General features: G+C 70.9%; 10 protein-coding genes. 9 read left to right on the top strand and 1 reads right to left on the bottom strand.

Translation table 11 applies throughout. The annotated features are described in order from the left end of the window. Positions 1-8: 8 nt before the first annotated feature. The 7 genes from LNW73_RS02265 (at position 9) to LNW73_RS02295 (ending at position 8,789) form a co-directional block, all read left to right on the top strand. On the top strand, positions 9-1,025 hold the full coding sequence (locus tag LNW73_RS02265; protein WP_250988643.1) for an NAD-dependent epimerase/dehydratase family protein: 1,017 nt from the start codon (positions 9-11) through the stop codon (positions 1,023-1,025). Beyond that, positions 1,022-2,209 carry a DegT/DnrJ/EryC1/StrS family aminotransferase gene (locus tag LNW73_RS02270; RefSeq protein ID WP_250988644.1) on the top strand — a complete coding sequence of 396 codons (1,188 nt, stop codon included), beginning with the start codon at positions 1,022-1,024 and terminating at the stop codon, positions 2,207-2,209. The genes LNW73_RS02265 and LNW73_RS02270 overlap by 4 nt, the downstream gene beginning before the upstream one ends. Further along, entirely contained in the window at positions 2,206-2,829 is a 624-nt protein-coding gene (locus LNW73_RS02275; protein WP_250988645.1) for a PglD-related sugar-binding protein, read from the top strand. The genes LNW73_RS02270 and LNW73_RS02275 overlap by 4 nt, the downstream gene beginning before the upstream one ends. Before the next feature lie 5 nt (positions 2,830-2,834). Beyond that, a complete protein-coding gene (locus tag LNW73_RS02280; RefSeq protein ID WP_250988646.1) occupies positions 2,835-3,008 on the top strand; it encodes a hypothetical protein in 174 nt (57 codons plus the stop codon). Further along, a complete protein-coding gene (locus tag LNW73_RS02285) occupies positions 3,005-4,120 on the top strand; it encodes a DegT/DnrJ/EryC1/StrS family aminotransferase (protein ID WP_250988647.1) in 1,116 nt (371 codons plus the stop codon). Before LNW73_RS02280 ends, LNW73_RS02285 begins: the two co-directional genes overlap by 4 nt. A gap of 185 nt (positions 4,121-4,305) precedes the next feature. After that, positions 4,306-7,599, top strand: a complete 3,294-nt coding sequence (locus LNW73_RS02290; RefSeq protein ID WP_250988648.1) for a DUF4082 domain-containing protein — start codon at positions 4,306-4,308, stop codon at positions 7,597-7,599. Positions 7,600-7,742: 143 nt separating this feature from the next. Next, positions 7,743-8,789, top strand: a complete 1,047-nt coding sequence (locus LNW73_RS02295) for a glycosyltransferase family 2 protein (RefSeq protein ID WP_250988649.1) — start codon at positions 7,743-7,745, stop codon at positions 8,787-8,789. 38 nt (positions 8,790-8,827) lie between these two features. Here the strand turns inward: LNW73_RS02295 and LNW73_RS02300 are convergent, their stop codons facing one another. Then, positions 8,828-9,511 carry a hypothetical protein gene (locus LNW73_RS02300; RefSeq protein WP_250988650.1) on the bottom strand — a complete coding sequence of 228 codons (684 nt, stop codon included), beginning with the start codon at positions 9,509-9,511 and terminating at the stop codon, positions 8,828-8,830. A 158-nt stretch (positions 9,512-9,669) separates the two neighbouring features. Between LNW73_RS02300 and LNW73_RS02305 the strand changes: the two genes are divergently transcribed. Together LNW73_RS02305 and LNW73_RS02310 are read left to right on the top strand one after the other, a co-directional pair. After that, the gene (locus tag LNW73_RS02305; RefSeq protein ID WP_250988651.1) at positions 9,670-11,733 is read left to right on the top strand and encodes an O-antigen ligase family protein; all 2,064 of its coding nucleotides are present in this window, start codon (positions 9,670-9,672) and stop codon (positions 11,731-11,733) included. Further along, positions 11,733-12,689, top strand: coding sequence for a glycosyltransferase family 2 protein (locus LNW73_RS02310; protein WP_250988652.1), 957 nt, complete (start codon positions 11,733-11,735; stop codon positions 12,687-12,689). Before LNW73_RS02305 ends, LNW73_RS02310 begins: the two co-directional genes overlap by 1 nt. Position 12,690: the final 1 nt, after the last annotated feature.

Genomic DNA, 12,690 nt, shown 5'->3' on the forward strand with positions numbered 1-12,690 from the left:
GAAGAGCGTTGAGCACCGTACGAGGCAAGAAGATTCTGGTCACCGGTGGGGCGGGGACCATCGGTTCCAACCTGGTCGACCTGCTGGTCGACAACGGGGCACGCGAGATCGTGGTGCTCGACAACTTCGTGCGCGGGCGGATGGCCAACCTGGCCCAGGCCCTGCCGAGCGGTGTCGTGCAGGTCGTCGAGGGCGACATCCGCGACGTGGCGACCGTACGCAAGGTCACCGAGGGCGCCGATCTGGTGTTCCATCTGGCGGCGATCCGCATCACCCAGTGCGCGGAGGAACCCCGGCTGGCGAACGAGGTCATGGTCGACGGCACGTTCAACGTCCTGGAGTCGGCGGCCGCGGCGGGGGTGGGCAAGGTGATCGCCTCCTCCTCGGCCTCGGTCTACGGCCTGGCCGAGGCCTTCCCGACCACCGAGCGCCACCACGCGTACAACAACGACACGTTCTACGGCGCGGCGAAGGCCTTCAACGAGGGCGTGCTGCGCAGCTTCCACGCGATGTACGGGCTGGACTACGTCGCGCTGCGCTACTTCAACGTGTACGGGCCCCGGATGGACATCCACGGCCTGTACACCGAGGTGCTCATCCGCTGGATGGAGCGGATCGTCGGCGGCGAGCCGCCGCTGATCCTCGGCGACGGCACCCAGACCATGGACTTCGTCCACGTCCGGGACATCGCCAGGGCCAACCTGCTGGCCGCCGAGTCGGACATCACCGACGAGGTGTTCAACGTCGCGAGCGGTACCGAGACGAGCCTGCGCGACCTCGCGCTGGCCCTGCTCGACGCGATGGGCGCCGATCTGGAACCCGAACACGGTCCCGCCCGCTCGGTGAACGGGGTCACCCGCCGCCTCGCGGACACCAGCCAGGCCGCGGAGCGGCTCGGCTTCACGGCGCAGATCGATCTGCGCTCGGGACTGCGGGACCTGGTGGACTGGTGGCAGTCGGAGCGCGCCGCCGACGCCAGGGCCGCGGCCGCCGGCACCGCTGCCGCCGCCCAGGTCGCACGATGAGCGCCCCGGTGGGTGCCGCCCCGGTGGATGCCGCGCCGGTGGATCCCGCACTCGCCCGTATCCCGGTGATGATGCCGTGGCTGGGCGAGGAGGAGGCCAAGGCGGCCGCCGACGCGGTCCTGTCCGGCTGGGTCGCCCAGGGACCCCGGGTCGCGGAGTTCGAGCGCGCCTTCGCGGAGCGGGTGGGCGCCGGGCACGCCATCGCGGTGAGCTCCTGCACCGCCGCCCTGCACCTGGCGCTGGTCGCGCTCGGCCTGGGCCCCGGTGACGAGGTCGTCGTTCCCTCGCTGTCCTTCATCGCCACGGCCAACGCCGTGCGCTACGTCGGTGCCGAGCCGGTCTTCGCGGATGTCGAGGAGGCCACCGGCAATCTGACGGCGGCCACCGTCGACGCGGTCAGGACCCCGCGCACCAAGGCGGTCCTCGCCGTGCACCAGGGCGGCGTGCCGGCGGATGTGCACGCCCTGCGGTCCGCCTGCGCCGGCTGGGACGTCGCACTGGTCGAGGACGCGGCCTGCGCCATCGGCTCGACCGTGGGCGGCAAGTCCGTCGGCGACGGCGCGCTGCTCGCGGCCTGGTCCTTCCACCCCCGCAAGGTGATCACCACCGGCGAGGGCGGCATGCTGACCACGGACGACGCCCAGTGGGCCGAGCGGCTGCGCCGGCTGCGCGAGCACGGGATGAACGCGTCGGCCGCGCAGCGGCACGCGAGCAGCAAACCGATCCTGGAGAGCTATCTCGAGGTCGGCTACAACTACCGGATGACCGACATCCAGGCCGCGGTCGGCCTGGTCCAGCTCGGCAAACTGGACGAGATCGTCGCCCGTCGGCGCGCCCTGGCGGCCCGCTACGAGGCGCTGCTGCAGGACGTTCCCGGGCTGTCCGCGGTGCGCGACCCCGCGTACGGGCAGGGCAACTTCCAGTCCTACTGGGTACTGCCGGCCGAGGACTTCCCGGTGGGCCGGGACGCGTTGCTCGCCGCGCTCTCCGACGCGGGTGTCTCGGCCCGGCGCGGCATCATGGCCTCGCATCTGGAACCCGCGTACGAGGGGCATCCGTCGGCGCCGCTGCCGGTCACCGAGCGGATCAGCCGTGACTCGCTCATCCTGCCGCTGTTCCACACCATGACCGAGGCCCAGCAGGACCGGGTGGTGGCCGTGCTCCGTGAGCAGGCGGGCGGATGAGCGGCCCCGCGAGACCGGGCCCCGTCAGATCCGGGTCCGGCACCTCGGATCTCGTGATCGTCGGCGCGGGCGGCTTCGCCCGTGAGACGGCGCAGGCGGTACGGGACGTCATCGCGGACGACGTGGCCCGGGGCCGCGCCCCGCGCTGGCGGCTGACCGGCCACCTGGACGACGATCCCGCGCTGCACGGCCGGGACGTCGACGGTGTGCCGGTGCTGGGCGGGTGCGAGCTGGTGCACGAACTGCCCGGCGCGCTGGTGGTGATCTGCGTCGGCAGTCCGCGGGACTACGCCGTACGGGCGCGCCTGGTGCGGCGGCTCGGGCTGCCCGCGGACCGCTACGCCACCGTGGTGCACCCCACCGCGGCGGTGTCGGGCTCCTCGGTCGTCGGACCGGGCTCGGTCCTCCTGGCGCACAGCGTCCTGACGGCCGCCGTGCTGGTCGGCGCGCATGTGGCGGTGATGCCGCACGCGGTCCTCACCCATGACGACGTCGTGGGGGACTTCGTGACGATCGCCTCAGGGGTCCGGCTCGGCGGGGGTACGCGGCTGGAGCGGGGGCCTATGTGGGCTCGGGGGCCCTGGTCCGCGAGTACACGACGGTCGGCGCGTGGTCGCTGATCGGGATGGGAAGCACGGTGCTCGGCGATGTACCGCCGGGCGAGGTCTGGATCGGCAGCCCGGCACGCCGGCTGCGCGAGGCGGTGGTCCCGGCGCTCGACGAGCTACGGGCCGAGGGTGCCGAGGGTAAGGACGCCGGCTCGGGGCCGGCGCCACGGATGGGGAGTCCAGTCACATGAACCAGATACCGCTTGTCGACCTCAAGGCGGCGCATGCCGAAGTCGCCGACGAAGTGCGCCAGGGATTCGACCGGGTCCTGGCCAACACCGCCTTCATCGGCGGTGACGAGGTCAGGGAGTTCGAGCGCGAGTACGCCGAATTCGCCGGCGTCGCGCACTGCATCGGTGTCGCCAACGGCACCGACGCCCTCGAACTGGCCCTGCGCGCGAGCGGGGTCGGCGTCGGTGACGAGGTGGTGCTGCCCGCGAACACCTTCATCGCCACGGCCGGCGCGATCGCCAGGATCGGTGCGAAGCCGGTGCTGGTGGACTGCCTTCCCGAGAGCTTCCTGATGGACGGCCAAGCCGCCCTGGACGCGGTCGGCGCGGCCACCCGCGCGGTGGTCCCGGTCCATCTGTACGGGCAGTCCGCCGAGGTGGCCGAACTGGCCGCAGCCGTACCGGCGCACGTCCGGATCGTCGAGGACGCGGCGCAGAGCCAGGGCGCCACCCGGGACGGCAGGGCCCCGGGCAGCGGTGGCATCGCCGCCACCAGCTTCTACCCGGGCAAGAACCTCGGCGCCTACGGTGACGCGGGCGCGGTGCTGACCGACGACGCGGAGCGGGCCGACCTGGTGCGGGCGCTCGCGAACCACGGCGGTGTCGCCAAGTATCGCCATGACGTGGCCGGTTTCAACAGCCGGCTGGACGGGCTGCAGGCCGTCGTCCTGCGGGCCAAACTGGCCCGGCTCGCCGACGGGAACGCGGCCCGGCGGGCCGCGGCGGCCCGGTACGACGCGCTGCTCGGCGACCTGGCGGCCGCCGGGCGCGTGGTGCTGCCGACGACGGTCGACGGCAATGTGCACGTGTGGCACCTGTACGTCGTACGGGTCGCCGGAGCGGACCGCGACGACGTCGTGGGCAAGCTCAACGCGGAGGGCATCGGCGCGGGGGTGCACTACCCGGCCGCGGTCCATCTCACCCCGGCCTTCGGTCATCTCGGCCACCGCCGCGGCGACTTCCCGAACGCCGAGGAGGCGGCGGACCGGATCCTCTCGCTGCCGCTCTTCCCGCAGATCACCGCCGATCAACAGCAACGGGTCGTGGACACTCTCACCGACGCCCTGCGCTGACGTTCTTCCGCACTCGCAGTTCGCTGTCGCCTGTCACCGCCGTGTGATCAGACACCGTTTCCCGTCTCACCCGCTCTAGCCTCGTCCCGCCTCACCGAGCCGGGTCACTGCACTGCCGCTGAGAGGTACAGATGTACAGAAGGAGCAGATTGCTCCGGGGCGGACTTTTCGCCCTGGCCACAGCCTTGATAACAGCCGTACTGCCGCTGGCCGTGGTCGCCAGCGCGGCTGATCCCTGCGGATCGGGTGGCAACCCCGTCGCGTGCGAGAACTCGAAGCCGGGCACTCCGATGTCCGACTGGTTCTCACCCAACGCGTACGGCAACGTCCAGGGGTTCTCCACCAGCCAGAGCGTCCAGGCCGGTGAGACCGTCCAGTTCAAGATCCAGTCGCCGACGCCCTACCATGTCTCGGTTCTCCGGCTCGGCTACTACGGGGGCGACGGCGCCCGCACGTTGTCGACCGCGGCCCAGGCCGCGGTGACCTATCCCGCCAACTTCACCAAGGACGGCACCGCCAACACCCCGATCGACACCACGGTGGTCGACGGAGTGCCGGACGGCAAGCCGCGCAACTGCACCAAGAAGCCGACCACCGGCCTGGTGGACTGCGGCAACTGGCCCGTCACGGCGAGCTGGACGGTGCCGAGTGACGCCGTCTCCGGTCTGTACATCGCCAACTTCGACCAGGCCGACGGCGAAGGCGTGATGCCGTACCCGTTCATCGTGCGCAACGACTCCAGCCACTCCGACATCGTCGTGCAGACCGATGACGAGACCTGGCAGGCGTACAACACGTGGGGCGGCCAGAGCCTCTACGACGGCGGCGGTCCCGCCCCGGACGGGCGTGCGTACGAGGTCAGTTACAACCGGCCGCTGAGCGTCGGCGGTGACAACGGGATCTACGGATCCGAGTACGAGATGATCTCGTGGCTGGAGCAGAACGGCTACGACGTCAGCTACATGAGCGGCCTGGATGTGTCGACCAGGGGCTCCCAGCTGCTGAACCACAAGATGTTCATGTCGTCGGGCCATGACGAGTACTGGACCCAGGACCAGTTCACGAATGTGCTGAACGCGCGGCACGCCGGGGTCCACCAGACGTACTTCAGCGGCAACGAGGTGTTCTGGAAGACCCGGTTCGCACCGAGCATCGACGGGGCCAACGTCGCCAACCGCACGCTGGTCTGCTACAAGGAGACCAAGCGGTTCCTGGCGCAGCCCGACGGCATCCCCGACCCCAGCGGCATCTGGACCGGGACCTGGATGGACCCCAACAGCACCGCCAACGGGCAGCCGTTCCAGCCGGAGAACATCCTCACCGGCTCGATGTTCACCGTGAACGGCTACCGCAGTGACGCGATCACCGTGCCGGGCACCTACAGCAAGCAGCGGCTCTGGCGCAACACCACGGTCGCGAACCTGACCCCGTCCCAGACCGCCACCTTCCCGACCGGAACGCTCGGCTACGAGTGGGACAGCGATCTGTCCAACAGCACCAGACCCGCCGGTCAGATCGCCATGTCGTCCACCACGGTGGACATCAATGACGGCAAGCTCCGCCTCGACTACGGCAACACGTACGGCAACGGCACCGCGACGCACAACCTCGTCGCCTTCCGTGACCAGACGTCGCACGCCCTGGTGTTCGGGGCCGGCACCGTGCAGTGGTCGTGGGGCCTGACCAACATCCCGACGAGCAACCCGGACGACGCGGTGGTGACCGCGGACAAGCGGATGCAGCAGGCCACCGTGAACATCCTGGCCGACATGGGTCTGCAGCCGAAGACCCTGCAGAGCGGTCTGGTCCTGGCGTCGGCCTCCACCGACACCGTCGGTCCGACCATCAGCGTGACCAGCCCGGCGGCCAATGTCACCGTGCCCGCGCTCAAGCCGCTCACCATCACCGGGACCGCGGCCGACTCCGGCGGTGTGGTGGCCCGGGTGGAGGTCTCCACCGACGGTGGAACCACCTGGAACCCGACCACGGGACTGACGTCCTGGAGCTACAGCTGGACCCCGACGAGCCCGGGCGCGGCGCAGATCAAGGTGCGGGCCGTGGACGACAGCGTCAACATCGGCGCCACCACCACGGTTCCGCTGACGGTCGGCCCGCAGCAGTGCCCCTGCACCGTGTGGCCGGCGGCGGCCGTTCCCGGCACCGTCAACGCCGGTGACGGGAGCTCGCTGGAGCTCGGTGTGAAGATCCGTTCCTCGGTGACCGGATCGATCACCGGTGTCCGGTTCTACAAGTCCCCGGCCAACACCGGGACCCACACCGGCAGCCTGTGGAGCGCCACCGGCCAGCGGCTGGCAACCGGCACCTTCACCAACGAGACGGCGTCCGGCTGGCAGCAGCTGAACTTCGCCTCACCGGTGCCCGTGAAGGCGAACACCACGTACGTCGCGTCGTACTTCGCGCCGAACGGCGGATACTCCTACGACAGCACCTTCACCGGGAACTCCGCGGGGCTGGCACCGCTCACGGCGCTGCAGAACGGCACCGACGGCGGCAACGGCGTGTACCACTACGGTGCGACGAGCGCCTTCCCGTCGACGGCCTCGACGGGCAGCAACTACTGGGTGGACGCGGTCCTGGACACCTCCGGCGCGAGCACCGTCCCGCCCGCGGTCAGCACGACCACACCGCAGTCCGCGGCGACCGGCGTGCCGATCACCTCACCGGTGAAGGCCATCTTCAGCGAGGGTATCGACGGCGACACCCTGACGTTCACGCTGAAGGACGCGGGCGGCGCCTCCGTCCCCGGGACCAAGGTGCTGACCGCCGCGAACAGCGCGACGTTCACCCCCTCCACCGAACTGGCGCTGAACACCACGTACACGGCGTCCGTGCAGGCCGAGGACCTGTGGGGCAACGCGATGGCGGCGCCGACGACGTGGAACTTCACCACCAGTCCGACACCACCGGTCGTCAACTGCCCCTGCACCCTGTGGCCCGGCAGCGCCGTACCGACCACGGCCAACACGACCGGAGACACCAACTCCCTCGAACTGGGGACCCGGTTCCAGTCGGCGGTGAACGGCTACATCACCGGCATCACCTTCTACAAGGGTCCGGGAAACACCGGCACGCACACCGGCACCCTGTGGTCCTCCACCGGCACGCTGCTCGCGACCGGAACCTTCGGCAGTGAGACCACGTCCGGGTGGCAGCAGCTGCTCTTCGCCACCCCGGTGCCCATCACCGCGGGTACCGGCTACGTGGCCTCCTACCACGCACCGAACGGCAACTACGCGGTCGACGGCGGCTACTTCAGCGGGGCGCACCAGTCCTATCCGCTGGTCGCACCGGCCGACGGCAGCGGTGGCTCCAACGGGCTCTACGCCTACGGGACCACCTCGTCGTTCCCGAACGGCTCCTACGGGTCCGCGAACTACTGGGTCGGCCCGATCTTCACCACGACGCCGCCGGCCCTGGCCCAGACGGACAGTTCCACGGAGGTGGTACCCGCCAAGTAGTCCCGAGCCGGTCCGGGGCGGCGCCCCGGACCGGTCCGTTCGACCGACGTTTCCACCCGTACCCACCGGTCCGGGTCGGGGGAGGCGGCCCGGTGGGTCCGGGCCGCCTCCCCCGAGGCCGACCGGGGATTGGCTTCCTAACGATGAGCACCGTCAGCGTCGTGATCCCCTGCTACAAGTACGGCCATTTCCTGGCCGACTGCGTGCGCAGCGTGCTGGACGAGCAGGAGGGCCTCGATGTCCGGGTGCTGATCATCGACGATGCCTCACCCGACGACTCCGCGCAGGCCGCGCACGCGCTGGCGGCCGCCGACCCGCGGATCGAGGTCCGGGTCCACGAGAAGAACAAGGGGCACATCGCCACCTACAACGAGGGCCTGCTGGAGTGGGCCGACGGCGACTACGTCGTCCTGCTCTCGGCGGACGACCGGCTGGTGCCCGGGGCGCTGGTGCGCGCGGCGGCGCTGCTGGACGCCCATCCGGAGGCGGGGTTCTGCTACGGCAGACCGCTGCGCTTCCAGCACGGCGGCCCGCTGCCCGCGGCCCGCACCCGGAGCACCGGTTCCGTCGTCTACCCCGGGCAGTGGTGGCTGGAGCGGCGCTTCCAGGAGGCCACCGGCTGCATCACCTCGCCCGAGGTGGTCGTCAGGACCAGCCTGCAGCGCAAGGTGGGCGGCTACGATCCGGCGCTCCCGCACGCGGGCGACATCGAGATGTGGATGCGGCTCGCGGCGCACGCCGACGTCGGCTACATCCAGGGAGCCGACCAGGCCTTCTACCGGGTGCACGGCAACAACATGTCCACCACGGACTTCGGCGGACAGCTCGACGACCTCCGCCAGCGTCTGGTCGCGTTCGACGCGGTGCTCGACAAGTGCGCCGACCTGCTGCCACGGGCCGACCGGCTGTCGGCCGCGGTGCACACCCGGCTCGCCCGCTTCGCGCTGCGCCGCGCCTACCGGGCCTACGACCGCGGGCGTACCGATGTGGTCCCCGTCGATGAACTCGTGGCGTTCGCCGGTGAGTGCCTGCCGGGTTACGAGAAGCTGCCCGAGTACCGGGCGCTGCGCCGGCGGCAGCGGATCGGCGCGCGGACGATGCCGTATCTGCAGCCTCTGGTGCTGTCGGCGGTGGCCGACCGCGGCCGTGAGTGGCTCTGGTGGCAGTCCTGGAAGCGCCGGGGCATCTGATGGTCCTGATGGTCCGCCGACGCCGGTTCCCGGCTGCCTCAGCGGGGCAGCGGAACCGCCTGGATCCGGTCCTCGGCCGGACGCGGCCGGGCGGTGTCCGCGCCGCGGCGCAGCCGCCTGCGGTTCAGGAACTGGTCGGTCCACAGGGCGGCCAGCACCCCGCCGACGGCGCCCAGCAGCGCCACCCCGGCGAGCCCCCGGCTCTTGGTGCCGAGTTCCGCGGCGGCGCTGGGCGGCACCAGGAGGTCCACGCTCATCCGCGACGCGGACGGGATCCCCTGCGCCGTCTGCATGTCCTGCAGGTGCTTGGTGTAGACCTCGATGATCTGCCGCACCGCCGCGTCCGCGGCGATCAGCTCCGGCTGTTCCGCCTGGACCTGCAACGAGGGGATCAGATAACGCGGAGTGGCACTCGTGCCGCTGTTGCGCGGAATCAGTTTGTACGTGCCGTGCACGCCGGCGGCAGCCAGTTCGGCCTCGCCCGCGGACGATTCCATCTGCTGGATGATCGCGTAGGAGACGGCGGCGAGCGGCGGCTGCAGATTCGCGAGCTGGTTCGGCTGGTTGTCGGTCACCGGCGGCTTGAGCACGACGACCGCCGAGCTCAGATACGACTGGGCGGGCCGGAGCACCTGATAGGCGCCGGCAGCGGTCAGCAGCACCGCCAGTACGAGTACGTACCAGCGGCGGAGCAGCGCACGGACGAGCTCGCCAGGCGACACGGGACTTCCTTCCGTCAGGACCGATACTCGCAGTTCACCGGGGAAGCCGCCACCGAATCGGGCACCCCGCGGACGGCACGGCGCCCGCGCCGGTACGACCTATGCTGGCCGGGGCCCCGGACCGGCCGGCGCCGCGCAGGGGTACCGGGGGTGGGTTCATGAGCCTCAGTGAGATCTGTGCCGTGCTGCGCAGGCGCTGGTACTTCATGGTGCCGATCACCCTGCTCAGTCTCTTCGCGGGCCTGTACCTGAACCGGACGGTCCCGGTGGCCTACCAGTCGCAGAGTTCCGTCGCCCTGCTCGACTCCAGGGGAGTCGCCAAACTGGCGCCGACCTTCGGCAACCCCATATCGAACGCCGGCGGTTCGCTGATCGTCACGGCGGACGTCCTGATCCGCACCCTGGCCTCGTCCGACTCGGCGCGCGACCTGAGCACCCGCGGTGTCACGGACCCGTACACGGTCGCCTTCGCGGCGAACACCTCAGGGCCGCTCATCACCCTGACCGTCACGGGCACCGACCGGGCGAAGGTGCTCAACGAGACCACCACCATCACGGACTTCGCCGGCGAAGCGCTCAAGGCCCTCCAGACCGAGGCCAAGGTGTCGCCGGCGTACTTCGTCCAGACCACGCCCGTCGTACTGCCGCAGGTACCGGTCTCGCAGCTCAAGAGCCGGTATCAGCAGGTCATGGGCGTCATCATCCTCGGCGTCGCCGCCGCGTTCGCGCTGTCCTTCGTGACCGAGAGCATCGCGTTGACCCGCCGCCGCAGGATCGCGGGGTCGGACATCGACCCCTGGCCCGCCAAGCGGGTTCCCAGGGGCCTTTGGGGCCGGCGGCTGGACGCCACCGCAATCCTCACCGGGTACATGGCGCTGGCCCTCTTCATCCCCTCGGACCTCGCGCTGCCCGCGCTCGGCGGCGTCGGCACCCCCGCCAACGTCTTCGCCCTGCTCGGGCTCTTCTGGTACCTGGCGGCCTGGCTCACCGGCCGGATCCGCCCGGCCCCGGGCACCCGGCTGCCGCGGGTGGCGATGTGCCTGCTCACCGTCGCGGTGTTGATGTCCTACCTCGCGAACGCGGGCCGCAGCAGTTCGCACAAGGAGATCCTGGCCGCCGACCGGGGACTCATCGGGCTCCTGGTGTGGGTGTCCCTGGTGGTCCTGGTCTCCGCCGGAATCCAGACCCGCGACCGCCTCGACGTCCTGATGCGCCGGGTCATCGTGATGGGAACCGTGGTGGCCGCGATCGGCTACTACGACTTCTTCACCGCGACCAACATCGCCGACCACATCAACGTCCCCGGTCTGAACACGAGCGTCGCCCAGATCACCGCCATGGACCGCGGCTCCTTCACCCGGCCGCGCTCCACCACCGCGCAGCCGCTGGAGTTCGGCGGGATGCTGGCCATCCTGGTCCCGTTCGCCATCCATCAGGCTTTCGATCCGGTGCGCAAGCACCTCAGCGTGTTCCGCCGCTGGGGGCCCGTCGCGATCATGGGCGGCGCCCTGCCGCTGACGGTGTCGAGGACGTCCATCATCGGCGCCCTGCTGGTCGCCCTCATCATGATGCCCCGCTGGACCCCGCAACGGCGCTGGAGCGCGATCGGCCTGCTGATCGGCTCGGTCGCCTGCTTCAAGGTGATCATCCCCGGGCTGATCGGGACCATCACCACCCTGTTCGCGACGTTCCTGAACAACTCCGACAGCAGCACCCAGGCCCGCACCGTGAAGTACAGCGCGATCGTTCCCTATCTCACCGAACGTCCGCTGTTCGGACGCGGCTTCGGGACGTTCATGCCCGACCTCTACTTCTTCACGGACAACCAGTACATGATGACCCTGGCCGAGATGGGCGCCCTGGGGCTGGTCGCGCTCCTGACCCTGTTCATCGCCGGGATCCACAACGGGGGCGCCATCCGCCGCCTCGCCCGGAACGAGTCCGACCGCGAGCTGGGGCAGGCGTTCTTCGCCTCGGCCGTGGTCGCCCTCGTCATCAGTGCGACGTTCGACGCCCTCGGCTTCCCCATGTTCGCGGGAATCTTCTTCCTGACCCTCGGCGCCGGCGGCAGCTACCTGGGCTTCATCCGGCGCGACGCGGAAGCCCGGGCGGCCGACGTGCCCGCCACGACCGCCGCCCCGCCCGTGACCCCGCCCACAATCGAACCGAGGACCGCCGCGCCCGTCCGGCGCGAAGCCGAATCCCAACTCGTGGAGTCCTGATGCCCCCCAAGAACGCGGCCGAGGGCACCGGCCCTGTCGCCGTCCTTGTCGTCACCTGGAACAGCGCCGCGGTGCTCCCGGAGTTCATCGCCTCGCTCCCGGCAGGCATGGCCGGGCTGGACTGGCGGCTCGTCGTCGCCGACAACGACTCGGCCGACGACACGGTGGCCGTGCTGAGCGCCCTCGCCCCCGACGCCACCGTCGTCCAGACCGGCCGCAACGCCGGGTACGCGGCGGGTGTGAACGCGGCGCTGGGCGCCGCCGCGCGGTGGGACGGCGGCTTCCGTGCCGCGCTGGTGTGCAACCCCGACATCCGCATGCGGCCGGGCTGCGCCAAGGTGCTGGTCGACGCGCTCGGCAGCGAGCTGCCCGACGGCGACCGCGTCGGCATCAGCGTGCCCCTGCTGTACGAGGAGGAGGACGGTGCGCCCCTGCAGTCGCTGCGCCGCGAGTCGAGCGTGACCCGGGCGCTCGGCGAGGCGGTGGTGGGCAACCGCAGGGCCGGCCGCTTCCCGCGATGGAGCGAAATGGTCACCGACCCCGCCGCGTACGAGGGCCCGACCCGGGCCGACTGGGCGACCGGGGCCCTGATGGCGCTGTCGAAGGACTGCCTGGACACCTGCGGTGCGTGGGACGAGTCGTTCTTCCTCTACTCCGAGGAGACCGAGTACTGCCTGCGGGCCGGGGACCACGGCTATGCGACCCGGCTGGAACCCACGGCCAGTGCGATGCACCTCGGCGGCGACTCCCAGGTCTCGCCGCGCCTGTGGACCCTGCTGACGCTCAACCGCGTCCGGCTCTACGGGCGCCGGCACGGCCCGGTGGCGACCACCGCCTTCCGGGCGGCGGTCCTGCTGCGGGAGACCTCGCGGGCAGCGCTCGGCCGGCCCGCGAGCAGGGCCGCCGCGGCCGCCCTGCTCAGTTCGTCCGCACTGCGCGCGACTCCCGGACCCTGAG

It is taken from the genome of Streptomyces sp. RKAG337 (assembly GCF_023701715.1).
In the GTDB taxonomy this organism is placed as follows: Bacteria; Actinomycetota; Actinomycetes; order Streptomycetales; family Streptomycetaceae; genus Actinacidiphila.